Here is a 19,392-nt window from a genome sequence, read left to right on the forward strand (position 1 = left end):
GCAGCCGGATGATCCGGCCTGCTGTCATTCGTCGTCGTCGAAGTTGTAACTGCCCGGTGCGAGGTTTTCGAAGCGCGTGTATTTACCGATGAACGCCAGCCGAATGAAACCGATCGGGCCGTTACGCTGCTTGCCGATGATGATTTCGGCGATGCCCTTGTGCTCGGTTTCCGGGTGATACACCTCGTCGCGGTAAACGAACATGATTACGTCGGCGTCCTGCTCGATCGCTCCGGATTCCCGCAAGTCGGAGTTCACCGGGCGTTTGTTCGGGCGCTGTTCGAGGGAACGGTTGAGCTGCGACAGCGCCACTACCGGACAGTTGAATTCCTTGGCCAGGGCTTTCAGGGATCGCGAGATCTCGGAAATCTCGTTGGTGCGGTTGTCACCGCTGGACCCGGGAATCTGCATCAGTTGCAGGTAGTCGATCATGATCAGGCCGACATCGCCGTGCTCACGCACCAGACGACGAGTGCGCGCGCGCATTTCCGAAGGGCTGATGCCGGCGGTGTCATCGATGAACAGTTTGCGGTCGTTGAGCAGATTGACCGCCGATGTCAGGCGCGGCCAGTCGTCGTCTTCGAGTTGGCCGGAACGCACCTTGGTCTGATCGATTCGGCCGAGCGAAGACAGCATACGCATGATCAGCGATTCGCCTGGCATCTCGAGCGAGTAAACCAGCACCGCTTTTTCGCTGCGCAACACGGCGTTTTCCACCAGGTTCATCGCGAAGGTGGTTTTACCCATCGACGGTCGGCCGGCGACAATGATCAGGTCGGAGGGCTGCAAGCCGCTGGTCTTCTCATCGAGGTCGGTGTAACCCGTAGACAGACCGGTGATCGCGTCGGCGGTGTTGAACAACGTGTCGATGCGGTCGATGGCCTTGGTCAGCAGCTCATTGACGCCGACCGGGCCGCCGGTCTTGGGCCGCGCTTCGGCGATCTGGAAGATCTGCCGTTCGGCTTCGTCGAGGATTTCTTCAGCGGTGCGACCTTCCGGGTTGAAGGCGCTGTCGGCAATCTCGGTGCTGATGCCGATCAATTGGCGCAACGTCGCACGCTGGCGGACGATCTGCGCATAGGCCTTGATGTTGGCGACGGACGGGGTGTTTTTCGCCAGTTCGCCAAGATAGCCGAGGCCGCCGACTTGCGACGTCTGACCTTCCTTATCCAGTTGTTCGGCAAGGGTCACGACGTCGATCGGCGAGTTCTGATCGGCCAGTTTGGCGATCGCGCGGAAAATCAGACGGTGGTCATGTCGATAGAAATCGCCATCGGAGACTTGATCAAGCACGCGTTCCCAGGCGTTGTTGTCCAGCATCAGACCACCGAGTACGGCCTGTTCAGCCTCGATGGAATGCGGCGGCACCTTCAGGGCAGCGGTTTGCAGATCGTATTGCTCGGGAGCGGAGATATCGTTCATGGCCACTTGAGTATTAGTGAAAAGCAGGGAATTCAGAAAGACAAAGGGCACGACCTGTAAACAGGATCGTGCCCGATGTTAACCGTCTGACGGACAAGCCGCCAGCCGATCCGTGTTGCTTAAGCTGCTACCACGACAACGCGTACGGTGGCTTCAACTTCGGCGTGCAGGTGCACGGCCACGTCGAATTCACCCACGTTGCGGATGGTGCCGTTCGGCAGACGAACTTCGCTCTTCTGCACTTCAACGCCGGAAGCGGTCAGTGCGTCAGCGATGTCGTGAGTACCGATCGAACCGAACAGCTTGCCTTCGTCGCCAGCGGTGGCAGTGATGGTCACTTCCAGCTCGGCCAGTTGGGCAGCACGGCTTTCAGCCGATGCCTTACGGTCTGCGGCGGCTTTTTCCAGCTCGGCGCGACGCTCTTCGAACGCAGCCAGGTTGGCAGCGGTCGCAGCGGTAGCCTTGCCGAAAGGCAGCAGGTAGTTACGGCCGTAACCGGCCTTAACGTTTACTTTGTCGCCCAGGTTGCCCAGGTTGGCGATTTTTTCCAGAAGGATCAGTTGCATGTGAAAATCCTCTAACTTTTAACCTTCACCGTTCGCGCTGTCGGTGTCTTTCGACACGTGACGACCGCGAAAATCAATCAGGCTGTCGACAATGGCCAGAACCACGAGCAACGGATAGATCAGCTGCATGAACAACAGCAGCGTGACGTACAACCCCACCAGCCAGAAACCGGCCAGTCGCTTCTGCCCGACCAGCCCGTGAATCAGGGCCAGCCCGGCGAACACCAGCGGTACACTGCACAACGGCGTCAACATGGCCATCTGTGCACCGAGATTCGGGCCCAGAAGCATCAACGCCAGCAGTAACATCGCCGGCCCCAGCGGGATGCGGATGGCGCGAAACTCGCGACCGAAACCACCCGGGTTGTACAACAACGCCTGCCAATGCCGCCCGACAATCAGGCTCAGCACGCTGACGATCTGCAACAAGGCCGCAATCAGTCCGGTCAGGACTGGTGCAATCAGGGACGCGAAACGCGCTTGCTCATCGACCGACAATTGCTTGTAGGTCTCACCAAGAAGTGCCGGCATGACCTTTATAAGGGCCTGTGCAAGCATCTCGATCTGGGCCGCAAACGCGACCCCGAGCACCACTGAAAACACCACTCCGATCACTACGCTGACCAGCAGCGTGCGGACCCAGGATTCGCTTGCGCGCAAAACCAACGCAAGCCCCGAAGACCCCAGCAGCACCAGAAGTGCCCGTGGGTCGTCGGCATACAGCCACCAGATCAATGCCGGCAGCAGTCCCAGTGACAGAACGCCAAGGGCGTCCGTCAATCCGCGCCGCAGCAGCACAAGGCTCCCGGCGGCAGCACCCAACCAATACAACAACGGCAATGTTGCACATCCGGCCACCACGAGAGTGGCCTGCATTCGGCCTCGCATGATGAACTCAGCTAAGGCGCGCATGCATTCAATCCTTTGCTACTTGTCGACTGCCCGGTCTCAGCGGCCGTGGCTGTCGGTGTAGGCCAGCAGGGCCAGGAAGCGGGCGCGCTTGATAGCGGTGGCCAGCTGACGCTGATAACGAGCTTTGGTACCGGTGATGCGGCTTGGAACGATTTTGCCGGTCTCGGATACGTAGGCTTTCAGAGTGTTGAGATCTTTGTAATCGATCTCTTTCACGTCTTCAGCGGTGAAGCGGCAGAATTTACGACGACGGAAGAAACGTGCCATTTGATAGGCTCCTTAATAAGGTCCGTGGATTACTCGTCAGCGTTATCGCTGTTGTCGCTGTCATCACTGTCGGTGCCTTCGGCGCCTTCGTGCTCAGGACGGTCGCGACGCTCACGGCGCTCACTGCGGTTTTCTTCAGCCTTGAGCATCTCGGACTGGCCGGTAACGGCTTCGTCGCGACGGATGACCAGGTTACGGATCACTGCATCGTTGTAGCGGAAGTTGTCTTCCAGCTCGGCCAGGGCCTTGCCAGTGCACTCAACGTTCAGCATCACGTAGTGAGCCTTGTGAACATTGTTGATTGCGTAGGCCAGTTGACGACGGCCCCAGTCTTCCAGACGGTGGATTTTGCCGCCGTCTTCTTCGATCAGCTTGGTGTAACGCTCAACCATGCCGCCGACTTGCTCGCTCTGATCCGGGTGGACCAGAAAGATGATTTCGTAATGACGCATGAATGCTCCTTACGGGTTGTAGCCTGCCGCTCAAAAACGGTCAGACAAGGAGTGAATGACACTTATGGACTTGCTGGCGCGGGGCACATGCGTGCCTGCCGTCACAGCAAGGGGCGCAATTGTAGAGAAGGGACTGCGGGGGCGCAAGGCAATTGGTGATTATTTGAACAACCACCGATCTTCCAGACACCGTAAACGAATGTGGGAGCGAGACTGCTCGCGAATGCGGCCTGTCAGGCAACAATGACGTCGACTGACACTCCTCTTCGCGAGCAGGCTCGCTCCCACAGTTGATTGCGTGAAGCTTATTTCTTCGCGGCAGCCTTGGCCTTCGCACCGCGCTGGCGCTGGGCTTCGAACAGGCACACGCCGGTGGCGACCGACACGTTGAGGCTGCTGACGCTGCCGGCCATCGGCAGATTCACCAGATAGTCGCAATGCTCGCGGGTCAGGCGGCGCATGCCTTTGCCTTCGGCGCCCATGATCAGGATGGTCGGGCCGGTGAGGTCCTGGTCATAAATGCTGACCTCGGCTTCACCTGCGGTGCCGACTACCCACAAACCGCGTTGCTGGAGTTTTTCCAATGTGCGCGCCAGGTTGGTCACGGCCACCAGCGGAATCACTTCCGCGGCGCCGCAGGCAACTTTACGCACCACCGGGGTCAGCGTGGCCGACTTGTCCTTCGGCACGATCACCGCCAGCGCACCGGCCGCATCGGCCGAGCGCAGGCAGGCGCCGAGGTTGTGCGGATCGGTCACACCGTCGAGCACCAGCAACAGCGGCGCGCCTTCGGTACGATCAAGCAACTCGTCGAGCATCGCCTCGCCCCAGACCTGGCTCGGGCTGACTTCCGCGACCACGCCCTGGTGCACGCCTTCAACCCAGGCGTCCATTTCGCGGCGCTCGGCCTGGCCGACCTGAACACGGTTTTCATTGGCCAGCTCGACCAGCGTCTGCACGCGCGGATCGTTGCGGCTTTCCGCCAGCCAGATCTGCTTGACGCGTTTGGGGTGGTGACGCAGCAACGCTTCTACCGCATGAACGCCGTAGATTTTTTCTAACTGACTCATGACTTCGCCTTCGGTTTACGCGCTCCGCCACTTTTGGCTGGAGCGGAACCCGCTTTTGGCGGGCCCTTACGGTGTTTGCTCGGCTTGGCTGGCTTGCCGTCGGTCGCCCTGTCAGGCGCCGACCGTCCGGTCTTTCCCCCGGACGCCGCTTTACCACCGTTTTTCGCATCGGCCAGCAAGGCCTTCTTCAATTCACGGCTTTTGCGCAGTTCAGCGTTTTTCGCCACGGCGTCGCTCGGGCGATAGGCCTCGGCGACCTTTTCCTTGGCCGGACGACGGCTGGCGGTTTTCGCTGGAGCCTTTTCTTCCGCAGCCTTGGCAGCAGGCGCAGCGGTTTCGGTGCCACGTTTCTTGCGACCAATCGGCGCGCTGATGGTTTTCTCGGCCATCTCGAAGTCGATCTTGCGCTCGTCTAGGTCGACGCGCATGACGCGTACTTCAACGGTGTCGCCAAGACGGAAACTGCGACCGGTGCGCTCGCCCGCCAAGCGGTGATGCACAGGATCGAAGTGGTAGTAATCGCCCGGCAATGCGGTGACGTGTACCAGGCCTTCGACGTAGATATCGGTCAGCTCGACGAACAGACCAAAACCGGTCACTGCGGTGATCACGCCCGGGAACGATTCGCCAACGCGATCCTTCATGAACTCGCACTTGAGCCAGTTCACCACGTCGCGGGTCGCTTCGTCGGCACGGCGCTCGCTCATCGAGCACTGCTCGCCAAGCTGCTCCAGCGCCGCTTCGTCGTACGGATAGATGCGCGCTTTCGGAATGGTCATCGCACCGGCACGACGAACGTGCGGGGTGTCCTGTTTCGAATGGATCACGCTGCGGATCGCGCGGTGCGTGAGCAGGTCCGGATAACGACGGATCGGCGAAGTGAAGTGGGTGTAGGCTTCGTAATTCAGGCCGAAGTGGCCGTCGTTTTCAGCGCTGTACACCGCTTGGCTCAATGAGCGCAGCATCACAGTCTGGATCAGGTGGAAATCCGGACGATCCTTGATGCTCGCGAGCAAAGCCTGATAATCCTTCGGCGACGGACCGTCCTTGCCTTTGTGCAGCGACAGGCCGAGCTCACCGAGGAACGCGCGCAGTTTTTCCAGACGCTCTGGCGGCGGACCGGCGTGAACACGATACAGCGCAGGAATTTCGTGCTTCTTGAGGAATTCGGCAGTGGCCACGTTGGCGGCCAGCATGCACTCCTCGATCAGCTTGTGCGCATCGTTGCGCACGGTCGGACGGATTTCGGCGATCTTGCGCTCGGAGCCGAAGATGATCCGGGTTTCCTGGGTTTCGAAATCGATCGCGCCACGCACGTGACGGGCGGCCAGCAATACCTTGTACAAGGCGTAGAGCTGCTTGAGATGCGGCACGACGTCGGTGTACTCGCCGCGCAATTTGCGCGCTTCGGTCGCCTTCGGCGTTTCCAGCATCGCGCTGACCTTGTTATAGGTCAGACGAGCGTGGGAATGGATCACCGCTTCATAGAAGCAGTAGTCGGTCATTTCGCCGGACTTGGAGATGGTCATCTCGCAAACCATGGCCAGACGATCAACCTGAGGATTCAGCGAGCACAGGCCGTTGGACAGTTGCTCGGGCAGCATCGGAATCACGCGCTCGGGGAAGTACACCGAGTTGCCGCGAACCTGAGCTTCGTTGTCCAGCGCCGAGCCGATCTTCACGTAACTGGAAACGTCGGCAATCGCCACGTACAACTTCCAGCCACCGGAGAACAGGCGCAGCTTGCCCGGTTTGGCTTCGCAGTAGACCGCGTCATCGAAGTCGCGGGCGTCTTCGCCGTCGATGGTGACGAACGGCAGATGGCGCAAGTCGATGCGTTTCTCTTTGTCTTTTTCTTCAACTTCCGGCTTGAGCTTGGCGGCTTCTTTCACAACCGCTTCAGGCCAGACGTGCGGAATGTCGTAAGTGCGCAGGGCAACATCGATTTCCATGCCCGGCGCCATGTAGTTGCCGACCACTTCGACCACATCGCCTTGCGGCTGGAAGCGCGGCGTTGGCCAGTGGGTGATTTTCACTTCGACGAACTGACCGATCTGCGCATTGGCGTTGCGGCCCGGCGTCACCAGCACTTCCTGCTGGATCTTCGGGTTGTCGGCAACCACGAAACCGATGCCGCCTTCTTCGAAGTAGCGACCGACGATGGTTTCGTGAGCGCGGGACACCACCTCGACGATCACGCCTTCACGGCGACCACGACGGTCGAGCCCGGAAACCCGGGCCAGCGCACGGTCACCATCGAACACCAGACGCATTTGCGCCGGGCTCATGAACAGGTCGTCGCTGCCGTCGTCCGGCACGAGGAAGCCGAAACCGTCACGGTGACCACTGATGCGGCCAAGGATCAGGTCGAGCTTGTCGACCGGCGCGTAAGTGCCACGGCGGGTGTAGATCAGTTGAGCGTCGCGCTCCATAGCGCGCAAGCGGCGGCGCAGGGCCTCGATCTGGTCTTCTGTGGTCAGACCAAACTCTTCGACCAGTTGCTCGCGGGCAGCAGGCGAACCCCGATCGGCGAGGTGCGCCAGGATCAGTTCGCGGCTGGGAATAGGGTTTTCGTATTTTTCCGCTTCACGAGCGGCCTCGGGATCGAGGGACTGCCAATCGGCCATTAGAGAGTTTTCACCTTGTCTATATGCGGGTTAGTTTGGCATAGGCGCCGGGAAACGGGAAATTTCCGCTTCTATAAGGCTGTGCAAGGCCTTGTATCGACGCTCGGACACCGTTTTGAACGCCGCTGGTAAAAAAATTCAGTTTTTTCTGCGGCAGGGGTTTACAGTTAAAAAGACGCTCCGTATAGTGCGCGCCATCGACGACGCACAAGCGCTTTCGATGATGCCCAGGTGGTGAAATTGGTAGACACGCCAGCTTCAGGTGCTGGTGACCTTACGGTCGTGGAAGTTCGAGTCTTCTCCTGGGCACCAATTTCGAGTTTGAGACTAGATCAGTTTCAACACTCACACAAAACCCGCGAAAGCGGTTTTTTTGCATTTGCGGGAAAGCTTTTGCTCACACTGATTTATTAAAACCAAATCAGGGGTTTACAGATCAAAAAGGCCTCCGTATAGTGCGCCACATCAACAGCGGCAACGCTTGCGATGATTGCCCAGATGGTGAAATTGGTAGACACGCCAGCTTCAGGTGCTGGTGACCTTACGGTCGTGGAAGTTCGAGTCTTCTTCTGGGCACCAATTCAAATTCAAGGTTCAGGCCTTGGATTTCACAAAAACCCGCGAAAGCGGGTTTTTGCGTTTCTGCCTTCCTGAATTTCGCCATCCCTACAGGATCGCCAGTCGCCCCATAAGGCGCACTTGAGAAACAATATCGTTTATCATTGTTGCAAGTTTTTGCAATGCGACAGTGAGGAACCCTGCGAATGACGTTTCGAAATACCCTGCGCCGAGGCCTGACCTTCACCCTCCTCGGCCTGGCACTCGCCACTCCCCTCACCCAGGCTGCCGATGCGGTTTCCCTGACTCTCTACAACGGCCAGCACAAGGAAGTCGGCGACGCGATTGCCAAGGCGTTCGAAGCCAAGACCGGCATCCACGTCAACGTGCGCAAAGGCAGCAGCAACCAGCTCGCCAGCCAGATCATCGAAGAAGGCGACCGCTCGCCCGCCGATGTGATCTACACCGAAGAGTCGCCGCCGCTGAACAACCTCGGCGAACAGGGTCTGCTGGCCAAGGCCGATGACGCCACCCTAGCGGTTTTGCCGGAAAAATACGTCGCCGCCAACGGTACCTGGATCGGCGTTACCGCGCGCGTGCGCGTGGTCGCGTTCAATCCGAAACTGATCGATGAAAAAGACCTGCCGAAATCGGTGATGGAATTCTCCGAGCCGCAGTGGCAGGGCAAGGTCGGCTTCGTGCCGACCAGTGGCGCCTTCCAGGAACAGGCCGTAGCAATCATCAAGCTGCACGGTCGTGACGCCGCCGAAGAATGGCTGACCGGCCTGCGCGCGTTCGGCAAGACCTACAGCAACAACATGGTCGCACTCAAAGCTGTGGAAAACGGCGAAGTCGCTACCGTACTGGTGAACAACTACTACTGGTTCGCCCTGCAACGCGAGAAAGGCAAGCTCGACTCCAAGCTGCATTATTTCACCGGCGGCGACGCTGGCGGCTTGATCACGGTGTCCAGCGCTGCCGTGCTGAAATCCAGCAAACATCCAAAAGAAGCCCAGCAATTCCTCGCCTTCATGGCCAGCGAAGAAGGTCAGCGCGTGATCACTCAGACCACCGCCGAATACCCGCTGCACAAAGGCATGGAATCGGATCGCGGCCTCAAGCCGTTCAGCGAACTGGAAGCGCCGAACGTCACTCCGGCGGATCTGGGCAATGCTGAAGAAGCGCTGGAGCTGGAACGCGAAGTTGGCCTGAACTGATGGCAGCATCGTTATCGGCCCCCGCCGCGCGCGGGGGTTACGTGCCACGACGCAAACGGCCGTCAATCTGGCTGGTGCTGCCGGTATTGCTACTGGTGGTCATGAGCCTGCTGCCACTGGCCTATGTCGGACTGAAAGCCTGGCAGGCCGGCTGGGCCGAGGCGCTGCATTTGCTGTGGCGCCCGTATGTGTTCGGCCTGTTGCGCAACACCTTGGCACTGATGGTCGGCGTGACGGTTACCTGCGCCGTGATAGGTCTGTCGCTGGCGTGGCTGCTGGAGCGCAGCAATCTGCCGGGGCGGCGCCTGTGGGGCGTGATCCTGTGCCTGCCGTTTGCGGTGCCGGCTTTTGTCAGCAGCTTCACCTGGGTCTCGCTCAGCGCGCAATTCGAAGGCCTCGGCGGGGCGATTCTGGTGATGAGCCTGTCGAAGTATCCGCTGATCTTCCTGCCAGTTGCGGCGACCCTGCGCAATCTCGATCCCTCCCTCGAAGAATCCGCCCGCACGTTGGGACAGAATCGCTGGGGCGTATTTTTCCGCGTCACCCTGCCGCTGCTGTGGCCATCGCTGCTGGCCGGTTCGCTGCTGATTGCCCTGCACATGCTGGTGGAATTCGGCGCGCTGTCGATCATCGGCTTGCAAACCTTCACCACGGCGATCTACCAGCAATTCGAACTGGAATTCAGCAATGCCAACGCCGCGATGCTTTCGGCGGTGTTGCTGGCGCTGTGTCTGCTGCTGTTGTGGCTGGAACTGCGGGTGCGTGGCAAGGGCCGGCATGTGCGCACCGGCCAAGGCGCGGCGCGACAGGCTGAGCAAGTGAAGCTTGGGCCATGGGCGGCGGCAGGTCAGTTGTATTGCCTGTTGCTGGCGATTATCGGCAGCGGCGTTCCGCTGGGGATGTTGGCCTACTGGCTGGCGGTCGGTTCGTCGGCGGCGTTCCCGGTAGCAGCGATCACTGAGGCGCTGTTGTCGTCGTTGGCATTGTCGTTGGGCGGCGCGGCGTTGTGCCTGGCGCTGGCAGTGCCGGTCGGGCTGCTGGTGGTGCGCTATAAAGGCCAATTGGCAATCTGGGCCGAACGCCTGCCTTATCTGTTGCACGCGCTGCCGGGGCTGGTGATTGCGTTGACGCTGGTGTATTTCGCCCTGCATTACGTGCCGGTGCTGTATCAGACGTCGGGCTTGCTGCTGATCGCCTATGCGCTGCTGTTCCTGCCATTGGCGCAGGCGCCGATCCGTACTGCGCTGAACAAGGCTGCACCGCAGCTGGAAGAAGCGGCGCGGACATTAGGCGCATCGTCGTTCACCGCGTTTTGCCGGGTGACCTTGCCGATCATTTTCCCGGCACTGGGCGCAGCGTTTGCGCTGGTATTTCTTGATGCGATGAAGGAATTGACGGCAACGTTGCTGCTCAGCCCAACCGGACTCAATACATTGGCGACCGAAGTCTGGGCGCATACAGCGAATGTCGAGTTTGCCGCGGCGGCGCCTTATGCGGCGTTGTTGATTGTGGTCTCGGGGTTGCCGGTTTATCTGCTGACAACGCGGATGTATCTGAGCCGCTGATACCGTATTCGCGAGCAGGCTCGCTCTCACAAATGGGTTGAGTTTCCCTGTGGGAGCGAGCCTGCTCGCGAAGAGGCCAGCCCGGATACCACTAAGCGCGGAACTGCCCCAGGCTGGCTTTCAATTGCGCCGCCAGACCATCCAGCACCTTGCCACTGGCCGTGGTTTCCACCACTGCCTGCGCCGCTTTCTCGGCCTGTGCATGAATCGTTTCGACGCGCCCACGCACTGCCTGTGCACCCTGCGCCTGATGCGCTGCTGCTTGCGTCGCCAGACCGATCGCCGCATGCACCTGCTCAACCGAAGCCTGCACCGACTGCTGCAACCGCGCACTGTCGCGCAAGACCAGCAAACCTTCGCTGGCCTGCCGTCCGGCCTGACCAATCGCCTCAACCGCCTCACGTGCGCCCTGTTGCAGAGCAACGATGTGCGCTTGAATATCGCCCGTCGAGCTCTGCGTTTTGCTCGCCAGTGCACGCACTTCATCCGCCACTACGGCAAACCCACGCCCGGTTTCACCGGCGCGCGCCGCCTCGATCGCAGCATTCAATGCCAGCAGGTTGGTCTGTTCGGCGATGCCGTGAATCACCGTCAGCACCACCTCAATCTGCTCGCTCTGCTGCGCCAGTCGCTCGATAACCTTCGCCCCGGTATCGACCTGCCCGGCCAGCGCTTCGATCAGGCTGCCGACCTTGGCGGAAGTACGAGTGTTCTCATCGGTGGCCTGACGAATATCGACAACCTGCTTCAGCGCCGCCTGCATCGCCTGACTTTCCGACTGCGCCTCGTCTGCCATTTGCGACAGCGCGCGAAGGCTTTCTGCAACTTCATCGCGCTGCATTCCGGCAGCCGCATCGGCGCCAGCGTTGCGCAAAGTCATCGCGCCGATTTCCACGCCAGTGCGCTGAGCGACATCGCCCGCCTCGCGTACGATCGGCTGCAATTTATCCACAAAGCGATTGACCGCCGAGGCCATGTCGCCGATTTCATCCTTGCTGTTGATCTGCACACGCTTGGTCAGATCGCCCTCGCCCGCTGCCAGATCGTCCATCGCCGCATTGAGCATTTTCAGACGGTTGACCACACGATGACCGAGCACCACGGCCAGCAACAGCAGGACGCCGCAACCGACCAGTGCCAGGCCAAGGCCGATACGCCAGCGCAGTGTCGCGGCAGCGTCTTGAACGGTTTGTGCGGTGTTGGCTTTCATTTCGCCAGCGGTGCCCTGCGCCGATTGCAGGCGCGCCTGCATTGCCTTGGCGCTGTCCGCCGCTGCGCCTTTGAGGCTGTCGCCGACCAATTGATCGCTGCTGGCAATTAGCGCGAGGAAGCGCTTGTCGAGCTCGGCCAGATCGCTTTCCACCGAGGCCGTGGACACGCCCATCAGCACTTTGCCGATTTCCACGCCATTGGGATTGATCGAGGCTTCGAGGTAGTAAACCGAAGGATCGTTTTTCGCCGCATCGAGTACTTTATCCAGCGCACGCTCGCCCTGACCTTTTTCCAGCAAGGCCTTGTTGATCGGATTTTCACGGTTGAGATAACGGGTCAGATGCTGGCCGGTGGCGTCGTCATACACCACGAACAGCACGTTGGGATTGCGCTGGGCGCGACGAGCGAACTCCGACAGCGTCGGCACGTCGCTGTCCCACATCGCACGCGGCGCTACGGATGCAAGCAACTGCGCCATGTCGTTGGCCGAATCCTTCAGATCCTTTTCCAGCGTCGCCCGCAGTTGCGCCTGCTCTTCCTTTAAGCGCGCGGACAGGCCAGCCGTGAGGCGCTGACGAGTACTGGCTGACAGCGCATCAAGACTCGAAGTGACTTCACGCCCGGCCTGTTCCAGCTCACCGGAGAGCTTCTGGCTGTCGGCGCCCAGGCGCACGGCCAGATCGGCTTCGAGCGCCGTGACCGTGCTCCGCGTCAGGGCAACCGCCACCAACACCTGCACCAAAAGGGCGATACCAAGGGTAACGAACACCGGCCGCAACAAACGGCTTTGTAACAGTGAGAGAACGGCTGACACTTTAAATCCCTCTACTTCTGACGCCATTAATTTGATGGCACTCTTGTAGACAGATTCACAGCAAAGGTCATGCCGTCCAACAGGCATAAACGACAAAGGCCCCGATTAAGGGGCCTTTGTTTTTTACATCAACGACTTATCAAGCGAACGGATGACGCAGAACGATGGTTTCGTTGCGGTCCGGGCCCGTCGAAATAATGTCGATCGGCGCGCCGATCAACTCTTCAACGCGTTTGATGTAGGCACGAGCATTGGCCGGCAGCTCTTCCAGGGTCTTGGCACCCACGGTCGATTCGCTCCAGCCCGGCACTTCTTCGTACACCGGCTGCAGGCCGACGTAGCTGTCAGCATCGGTCGGCGCAACGGCATTGCCCTGCGCGTCTTTGTAGCCGACGCAGATGTTGATGGTTTCCAGGCCGTCGAGTACGTCCAGCTTGGTCAGGCAGATGCCCGAGATGCTGTTCACATCGATAGCGCGACGCAGGATGACGGCGTCGAACCAGCCGCAACGACGGGCGCGGCCAGTGGTGGCGCCGAACTCGTGACCTTGCTTGGCCAGGTGCGCACCAACTTCGTCGAACAGCTCGGTCGGGAACGGGCCGGAACCGACGCGAGTGGTGTAAGCCTTGGTGATGCCCAGGATGTAGTCGAGGAACATCGGACCCACGCCCGAACCAGTCGCCACGCCGCCAGCGGTGGTGTTGGAGCTGGTCACGTACGGGTAGGTGCCGTGGTCGATGTCGAGCAAAGAACCTTGCGCGCCTTCAAACATGATGTCCTTGCCGGCACGACGCAGGTCGTGCAGCTCAGCGGTCACGTCGAGCATCAGCGGCTTGAGCAGCTCAGCGTATTCCTTGCACTCGGCCAGGGTCTTTTCGAACTCGATGGCTGGCTCTTTGTAGTAACCGACCAGCATGAAGTTGTGGTAGTCCACCAGTTCACGCAGCTTGTCTTCGAAGCGCGGCATGTTCAGCAGGTCGCCGACACGCAGGCCACGACGGGCAACCTTGTCTTCGTAAGCCGGGCCGATGCCGCGACCGGTAGTACCGATCTTCAGCTCGCCACGGGCCTTTTCACGGGCCTGGTCCAGCGCGACGTGGAAGGACAGGATCAGCGGGCAGGACGGGCTGATACGCAGGCGCTCGCGCACCGGTACGCCTTTCTCTTCCAGCTTGGTGATCTCGCGCAGCAGAGCGTCAGGTGCAACCACCACGCCGTTGCCGATCAGGCATTGCACGCCTTCGCGCAGCACGCCCGATGGAATCAGGTGCAAGACGGTTTTCTCGCCGTCGATCACCAGCGTGTGACCCGCGTTGTGGCCACCCTGGTAGCGCACTACGGCGGCAGCATGTTCGGTCAGCAGATCAACGATCTTGCCTTTGCCCTCATCACCCCACTGGGTGCCCAGGACTACGACATTCTTACCCATAACACTTGTCCTCATTCGCGCAAACTTGGTGCCGGCGATGGCCGGCAGGAAAACTCAAGAAGCCAGTGGCGATACTTGCCAAAGCCCGTTCTGCTGAATCAATTGCCGGTCGCAGTCCGCATCACGGGCGGCGGCCAAAGGTTGTCCAGGCAAGGCCTGAACGACACGCTGACCCTCACTGCGCAACTGGCAAACCTGCTGCCAGAGTGCCGCATCCGTACTGTCAGGCATCCAGATACCGCCAGACGGTAGCTCGATCTCAGCACGCCCCAGGGTCACCAGGGTTTTCAAATCGGTAGAGAAACCAGTCGCCGGACGGGCGCGACCGAAGTCGGCACCGATGTCATCGTAACGACCGCCCTGAGCGATGGACTGGCCAACGCCCGGCACGAACACCGCGAACACCACACCGGTGTGGTAGTGGTAGCCGCGCAACTCGCCGAGGTCGAAATACAGCGGCAGCTGCGGGAAGCGCACGGAAAGACGCTCGGCGATCGCCAGCAGATCTTCCAGCGCCGCCAGCACCGGCGCCGGCGCATTGGCCAGACGCTCGCGGGCAGCGCTCAACACTTCACGGCCGCCACACAGATCAACCAGTGCGCGCAGCATGCCCGACAGATCAGCCGGCAGGCCTTCGGTCAGGGTAATCACTTCATCGATGGCCTTGCGCTGCAGGGCATCGAACAACTGCTGCTCGACTTCACCGGACAGACCAGCGGCACGCGCCAGACCACGGTATATGCCGACATGGCCGAGGTCCATGTGCACGTCCGGCACATCGGCCAGCTGCAGCATGGCCAGCATCAGACTGATGACTTCGACATCGCTGCTCGGGCTGGCGTCGCCGTACAGCTCGGCGCCCAGCTGGATCGGGCTGCGCGAGGACGACAATGCACGCGGCTGGGCATGCAGGACGCTGCCGGCGTAGCACAGACGGCTCGGGCCTTCGCGACGCAGGGTGTGCGCATCGATGCGCGCCACTTGCGGCGTGATGTCGGCGCGGAAACCCATCTGCCGGCCCGATTGCGGGTCGATGACCTTGAAGGTACGCAGATCCAGGTCCTGGCCCGCGCCGGTCAGCAGGGATTCCAGGTACTCGATATGGGGAGTCACGACGAACTCGTAACCCCAGCTCTGGAACAGATCCAACACCTGACGACGCGCGACTTCAATGCGCGCCGCCTCCGGTGGCAGTACTTCTTCGATGCCATCTGGCAGCAGCCAGCGGTCTACCGTTGCCATTACGCCATTCCCCTTTGATCCGGGCGGCCAGCACGAGGGCGAGCCTTGAGTGAAGCAGAAAATGATCGGGGCGTTCAAAACGCACGCGCATGAACGACGCAGCGAAAGGCCGGCTGGCGGCTTCGCCCATCACTTTCCTCGAAAAACGCTCGGGCTATTCAAACCCGACGTCTGCAACAAAAACAGCAATCAAACGTGCAGACGCAAAAAAGCCGGGAATTTCCCGGCTGCCGCATCATACACACGTTTTCCGAAAGGATCACCCCGCCCGAGGTTTTAGCCGCCGGGCGGACTGATTCAGGTCAACGTCGTATCAAGGTTTGGCTTTTTCCAGATAACGGAAGAAGTCGCTGCTTGGGTCGAGGACCAGGACGTCGGATTTGTTCGCGAAGCTTTCACGGTAGGCACGCAGGCTACGGTAGAAACCGTAGAACTCCTGGTCCTGGCCGTAGGCCTTGGAGTAGATCGCAGCAGCCTGGGCGTCACCGTCACCGCGAACCTCTTCGGATTCACGATAGGCTTCGGCCAGCAGCACGCGGCGTTGACGATCGGCGTCGGCACGGATGCCTTCGGCCAGCTCGTTACCCTTGGCGCGGTGCTCGCGAGCTTCACGCTCACGCTCGGTGCTCATACGTTCGAACACACTGCGGTTCACTTCCTTCGGCAGATCGATGGCCTTGACCCGGACATCGACGACTTCGATACCCAGCTCTTTTTCCGCCATCTTGTTCAGCGACGCAGTGATGTCAGCCATCAGCGCATCACGCTCACCCGACACCACTTCGTGCAGGGTGCGCTTGCCGAACTGGTCACGCAGGCCCGATTCGAGACGACGGGACAAACGCTCGTCGGCGATCTGCTTCAGACCCGAAGTCGCGGTGTAGAAGCGCTCGGCATCTTTCACCCGCCACTTGGCGTAGGCATCGACCATCACGGCTTTCTTTTCCAGAGTCAGGAAGCGCTGCGTCGGTGCATCCAGCGTCAGCAGACGCGCGTCGAATTTGCGCACCTGGTTGACGTAAGGCACCTTCACATGCAGACCCGGCTGGACATCGGCCTGAACCACACGACCGAATTGCAGCAGCACCGCGCGCTCGGTCTGAGCGACGATGTAGAAGCAATTCCAGCCCACCAGTACCACAACGACGCCAACGATCAGGGCGATCAGCGATTTATTGCTCATCAGCGGGTCTCCCTTGTACGCGTCTGCGGCACGTCGGTGACATGCGGCGTGACGTCCGTGTTGTTGCTGGCGGCCGAACCGGTCACCGGTGCATTACCCGAACTGTTCTGGATCATCTTGTCCAACGGCAGGTAGAGCAGATTGCTCTGGCCGTTCTTGTTGCCGGTCACAAGGACCTTGCTGGTGTTGCTGAAGACTTCCTGCATGGTGTCCAGGTACAGACGCTCGCGGGTGACTTCAGGTGCCTTGCGATACTCGGCGACCAGTTTGGTGAAGCGATCGGCCTCACCCTTGGCGCGCGAGATGGTCTCGTCGCGATAACCGTTGGCATCTTCGATGATGCGCTGGGCCTGACCACGGGCTTCCGGCACCACGCCGTTGGCGTAGGTTTCGGCCTGGTTGCGCGAACGCTGCTCGTCTTCACGGGCGCGGATCACGTCATCGAAGGCTTCCTGCACTTCACGCGGTGCCGCTGCGCTCTGTACGTTCACCTGGGTGACGGTGATACCGGTGCGATAGGTATCGAGGAAACGTTGCAGACGCTCCTTGATTTCGCTGGCCATCAATTCACGACCTTCGGTCAGCACCTGGTCCATGGCGGTGGAACCGACCACGTGACGCAGCGCACTTTCAGTCGCGTGCTGCAGGCTGATTTCCGGCTGATCGACGTTCAGCACGAAATCCTGCAGGTTGCTGATCTTGTACTGCACGGTCAGCGGCACTTCGACGATGTTCTCGTCTTCAGTCAGCATCTGGCCCTGCTTGGTGTACGCACGCTCACGCGTCACGTTCTCCATGTACTTCTTGTCGATCGGCGGGAAGTAGATGTTCAGACCCGGGCCGACAGTCTCGTAGTACTTGCCGAAGCGCAGCACCACGGCTTGCTCCTGCTCGTCCACCACGTAGACCGCGCTGTACAGCCAGACAGCCGCGAGCACGACCAGGCCGATGCCGAGCAGACCGCCGAAGCCGCCACTGCTGCGCCCCGACCCGCCGCCGTCATCACCGCGTTTCTTACCACCACCGAACAACCCGTTCAGGCTTTCCTGCAGCTTTCGGAAGGCCTCGTCGAGATCCGGTGGCCCCTTGCGGTCGCCGTTATTGCGGCGCTTGCCACCCCAGGGATCCTGATTATTCGAGTTGCCACCCGGCTCATTCCAAGCCATAGCGCTCTCCATCTGATAAAGCAAAGACGCACCCACGGCGCGCCGACCAATGCTACAGAATGCCTGCCGTTGCGGCACAACCGCTTTGTCAGGCTTTTATTGCAAAGTGTGTTGCTCGATGAATTCCATCGGCTGCAATCCTTCGCGGCTTACCAATCGATTCAACTCGATCCGGGGCAAACGAACGGCCAGCAGGCTGACACCTTCTTCATCGTATTCTTCTTTCTGCACCGCCCCGAGTTCGAAGAACTGCGCACGCAGCCGAGCGAAGCGTTGCGGCAAGCGCAAGGTACCGACGAACAGATCACTGCCGAGCAACTCGGCGATGGCCTGTTCAAGCAATTCCAGACCGCTGCCATCACGCGCCGAGAGCCAGACCCGTTGCGGCTTGCCATCGGCATCGCGCTGGATCTGCGGCTCGACGCCTTCGAGCAAATCGAGTTTGTTATAGACCTCGAGGATCGGCAAGTCCTGGGCACCAATCTCGCCCAGCACCACCATCACCTGCTCGATCTGCAACATGCGATCCGGTTCGGCCGCATCGATCACGTGCAGCAGCAGGTCGGAATTGCTCGACTCTTCGAGCGTAGACCGAAATGCCTCGACCAGCTTGTGTGGCAGGTGACGAATGAAGCCCACGGTATCGGCGAGGACGATCGGACCGAGGTCGTCAAGCTCCAGCCGGCGCAGGGTCGGGTCGAGCGTGGCGAACAGTTGATCGGCCGCGTACACCTCGGACTTCGTCACGTTGTTGAAGAGTGTCGATTTGCCCGCGTTGGTGTAGCCCACCAGCGAAACGGTAGGAATGTCCGCACGGGATCGGCCACGGCGCGACTGCTCGCGCTGACTGCGCACCTTCTCCAGCCGCCCCTTGATCTGACGCAGGCGAACCCGCAGCAGACGGCGGTCGGTTTCCAGCTGGGTTTCGCCCGGACCGCGCATACCGATACCGCCACCCTGACGTTCAAGGTGAGTCCAGCCGCGAACCAGCCGCGTGCTCATGTGGTCAAGCTGGGCCAGTTCGACCTGCAGCTTGCCCTCATGGGTGCGTGCGCGTTGGGCGAAAATATCGAGAATCAGCCCGGTGCGGTCGATCACGCGACACTCGAAAACACGTTCGAGGTTGCGTTCCTGACTGGGCGTGAGGATGTGATTGAAAATCACCAGATCGGCTTCTTCAGCCTTGACCAAGTCGCGCAGTTCCTCGACCTTGCCGCTGCCGATCAGATATTTGGCGGTTGGCCGATGACGCGGCACGTTAAAAAACGCGACGGTCTCGGCGCCAGCCGAATTTGCCAACTCCTGAAACTCCTGCGGATCTTCGCGCGCCTCAGGGTCCTGTCCATCCAAGTGAACGAGGATGACTCGTTCACCACCACCGTGGCGCTCAAAGAACAAAGGAGACTCCTATCAGGCGTTACCCGGCGCTGCATCGGCATCGCCCTGTTCGTTTTCGGTTGCGCTAGGCAGACGAATTGGACGAACCGGCACGACGGTCGAGATAGCGTGTTTGTAGACCATCTGGCTTACGGTGTTTTTCAGCAGGATCACGAACTGGTCGAACGACTCGATCGTCCCTTGCAGCTTGATACCGTTGACCAGGTAGATGGAAACCCCGACTTTCTCTTTACGTAAAGTGTTCAGGTAAGGGTCTTGTAGCGAATGCCCTTTTGACATGTGCCGCACTCCT

The 19,392-nt window shown here is 60.2% G+C and carries 16 protein-coding genes and 2 tRNA genes; 4 read left to right on the forward strand and 14 right to left on the reverse strand.

The genetic code is table 11. From position 1 onward, the window contains the following. Positions 1-24: 24 nt before the first annotated feature. The 7 genes from dnaB to rnr form a co-directional block, all read right to left on the reverse strand. A complete protein-coding gene (dnaB, locus tag D8U82_RS20655) occupies positions 25-1,422 on the reverse strand; it encodes a replicative DNA helicase (protein WP_016771936.1) in 1,398 nt (465 codons plus the stop codon). A gap of 119 nt (positions 1,423-1,541) precedes the next feature. After that, positions 1,542-1,988: a 50S ribosomal protein L9 gene (rplI, locus tag D8U82_RS20660; protein ID WP_003221136.1), complete on the reverse strand. Its 447-nt coding sequence runs from the start codon at positions 1,986-1,988 to the stop codon at positions 1,542-1,544. Positions 1,989-2,006: 18 nt separating this feature from the next. Then, positions 2,007-2,900, reverse strand: coding sequence for a hypothetical protein (locus tag D8U82_RS20665; RefSeq protein ID WP_016771937.1), 894 nt, complete (start codon positions 2,898-2,900; stop codon positions 2,007-2,009). 36 nt (positions 2,901-2,936) lie between these two features. Further along, the gene (rpsR, locus tag D8U82_RS20670; protein WP_002551829.1) at positions 2,937-3,167 is read right to left on the reverse strand and encodes a 30S ribosomal protein S18; all 231 of its coding nucleotides are present in this window, start codon (positions 3,165-3,167) and stop codon (positions 2,937-2,939) included. A 29-nt stretch (positions 3,168-3,196) separates the two neighbouring features. Next, positions 3,197-3,619 carry a 30S ribosomal protein S6 gene (rpsF, locus tag D8U82_RS20675; RefSeq protein WP_016771938.1) on the reverse strand — a complete coding sequence of 141 codons (423 nt, stop codon included), beginning with the start codon at positions 3,617-3,619 and terminating at the stop codon, positions 3,197-3,199. A 305-nt stretch (positions 3,620-3,924) separates the two neighbouring features. Continuing rightward, positions 3,925-4,689 carry a 23S rRNA (guanosine(2251)-2'-O)-methyltransferase RlmB gene (rlmB, locus tag D8U82_RS20680; RefSeq protein ID WP_024011372.1) on the reverse strand — a complete coding sequence of 255 codons (765 nt, stop codon included), beginning with the start codon at positions 4,687-4,689 and terminating at the stop codon, positions 3,925-3,927. Further along, positions 4,686-7,316: a ribonuclease R gene (gene rnr / locus D8U82_RS20685; RefSeq protein WP_122610363.1), complete on the reverse strand. Its 2,631-nt coding sequence runs from the start codon at positions 7,314-7,316 to the stop codon at positions 4,686-4,688. Before rnr ends, rlmB begins: the two co-directional genes overlap by 4 nt. A 225-nt stretch (positions 7,317-7,541) precedes the next feature. On the opposite strand from rnr, the gene D8U82_RS20690 reads away from it, so the two are divergent. The 4 genes from D8U82_RS20690 to D8U82_RS20705 all read left to right on the forward strand — a co-directional run bounded on the left by D8U82_RS20690 (position 7,542) and on the right by D8U82_RS20705 (position 10,656). After that, positions 7,542-7,628 (forward strand) — tRNA-Leu (locus D8U82_RS20690). 180 nt (positions 7,629-7,808) lie between these two features. Beyond that, a tRNA-Leu gene (locus D8U82_RS20695) sits at positions 7,809-7,895 on the forward strand. Positions 7,896-8,080: 185 nt separating this feature from the next. Further along, positions 8,081-9,091 (forward strand): extracellular solute-binding protein, encoded by a 1,011-nt coding sequence (locus D8U82_RS20700; protein WP_016771941.1) that lies wholly within the window; start codon positions 8,081-8,083, stop codon positions 9,089-9,091. Then, a complete protein-coding gene (locus D8U82_RS20705; RefSeq protein WP_130902871.1) occupies positions 9,091-10,656 on the forward strand; it encodes an iron ABC transporter permease in 1,566 nt (521 codons plus the stop codon). Before D8U82_RS20700 ends, D8U82_RS20705 begins: the two co-directional genes overlap by 1 nt. A gap of 91 nt (positions 10,657-10,747) precedes the next feature. Here the strand turns inward: D8U82_RS20705 and D8U82_RS20710 are convergent, their stop codons facing one another. The 7 genes from D8U82_RS20710 to hfq all read right to left on the reverse strand — a co-directional run bounded on the left by D8U82_RS20710 (position 10,748) and on the right by hfq (position 19,379). After that, complete coding sequence (locus D8U82_RS20710; protein ID WP_130902872.1) at positions 10,748-12,682, reverse strand: methyl-accepting chemotaxis protein; 1,935 nt, start codon at positions 12,680-12,682, stop codon at positions 10,748-10,750. 139 nt (positions 12,683-12,821) lie between these two features. Next, positions 12,822-14,111: an adenylosuccinate synthase gene (locus tag D8U82_RS20715; RefSeq protein WP_016771943.1), complete on the reverse strand. Its 1,290-nt coding sequence runs from the start codon at positions 14,109-14,111 to the stop codon at positions 12,822-12,824. A 54-nt stretch (positions 14,112-14,165) separates the two neighbouring features. Then, positions 14,166-15,353, reverse strand: coding sequence for an ATP phosphoribosyltransferase regulatory subunit (locus D8U82_RS20720; RefSeq protein WP_016771944.1), 1,188 nt, complete (start codon positions 15,351-15,353; stop codon positions 14,166-14,168). A gap of 313 nt (positions 15,354-15,666) precedes the next feature. Beyond that, a complete protein-coding gene (gene hflC / locus D8U82_RS20725) occupies positions 15,667-16,536 on the reverse strand; it encodes a protease modulator HflC (protein WP_016771945.1) in 870 nt (289 codons plus the stop codon). Next, positions 16,536-17,702 (reverse strand): FtsH protease activity modulator HflK, encoded by a 1,167-nt coding sequence (gene hflK / locus D8U82_RS20730; RefSeq protein ID WP_024011368.1) that lies wholly within the window; start codon positions 17,700-17,702, stop codon positions 16,536-16,538. The genes hflC and hflK overlap by 1 nt, the downstream gene beginning before the upstream one ends. A 96-nt stretch (positions 17,703-17,798) precedes the next feature. Beyond that, positions 17,799-19,100 (reverse strand): ribosome rescue GTPase HflX, encoded by a 1,302-nt coding sequence (hflX, locus tag D8U82_RS20735; protein ID WP_016771946.1) that lies wholly within the window; start codon positions 19,098-19,100, stop codon positions 17,799-17,801. A 12-nt stretch (positions 19,101-19,112) separates the two neighbouring features. Then, on the reverse strand, positions 19,113-19,379 hold the full coding sequence (gene hfq, locus D8U82_RS20740) for an RNA chaperone Hfq (protein ID WP_016771947.1): 267 nt from the start codon (positions 19,377-19,379) through the stop codon (positions 19,113-19,115). Positions 19,380-19,392 lie beyond the last annotated feature (13 nt).

This window comes from Pseudomonas sp. Sample_23, from assembly GCF_004307595.1.
GTDB classification, from domain to species: domain Bacteria; phylum Pseudomonadota; class Gammaproteobacteria; order Pseudomonadales; family Pseudomonadaceae; genus Aquipseudomonas; species Aquipseudomonas atacamensis.

Bases quoted from the DNA above. Each gene is read 5' to 3' on its own strand.
- dnaB (WP_016771936.1), bottom strand. From the start codon at position 1,422: ATGAACGATATCTCCGCTCCCGAGCAATACGATCTGCAAACCGCTGCC.
- rplI (WP_003221136.1), bottom strand. From the start codon at position 1,988: ATGCAACTGATCCTTCTGGAAAAAATCGCCAACCTGGGCAACCTGGGC.
- D8U82_RS20665 (WP_016771937.1), bottom strand. From the start codon at position 2,900: ATGCGCGCCTTAGCTGAGTTCATCATGCGAGGCCGAATGCAGGCCACT.
- rpsR (WP_002551829.1), bottom strand. From the start codon at position 3,167: ATGGCACGTTTCTTCCGTCGTCGTAAATTCTGCCGCTTCACCGCTGAA.
- rpsF (WP_016771938.1), bottom strand. From the start codon at position 3,619: ATGCGTCATTACGAAATCATCTTTCTGGTCCACCCGGATCAGAGCGAG.
- rlmB (WP_024011372.1), bottom strand. From the start codon at position 4,689: ATGAGTCAGTTAGAAAAAATCTACGGCGTTCATGCGGTAGAAGCGTTG.
- rnr (WP_122610363.1), bottom strand. From the start codon at position 7,316: ATGGCCGATTGGCAGTCCCTCGATCCCGAGGCCGCTCGTGAAGCGGAA.
- D8U82_RS20700 (WP_016771941.1), top strand. From the start codon at position 8,081: ATGACGTTTCGAAATACCCTGCGCCGAGGCCTGACCTTCACCCTCCTC.
- D8U82_RS20705 (WP_130902871.1), top strand. From the start codon at position 9,091: ATGGCAGCATCGTTATCGGCCCCCGCCGCGCGCGGGGGTTACGTGCCA.
- D8U82_RS20715 (WP_016771943.1), bottom strand. From the start codon at position 14,111: ATGGGTAAGAATGTCGTAGTCCTGGGCACCCAGTGGGGTGATGAGGGC.
- D8U82_RS20720 (WP_016771944.1), bottom strand. From the start codon at position 15,353: ATGGCAACGGTAGACCGCTGGCTGCTGCCAGATGGCATCGAAGAAGTA.
- hflC (WP_016771945.1), bottom strand. From the start codon at position 16,536: ATGAGCAATAAATCGCTGATCGCCCTGATCGTTGGCGTCGTTGTGGTA.
- hflK (WP_024011368.1), bottom strand. From the start codon at position 17,702: ATGGCTTGGAATGAGCCGGGTGGCAACTCGAATAATCAGGATCCCTGG.
- hfq (WP_016771947.1), bottom strand. From the start codon at position 19,379: ATGTCAAAAGGGCATTCGCTACAAGACCCTTACCTGAACACTTTACGT.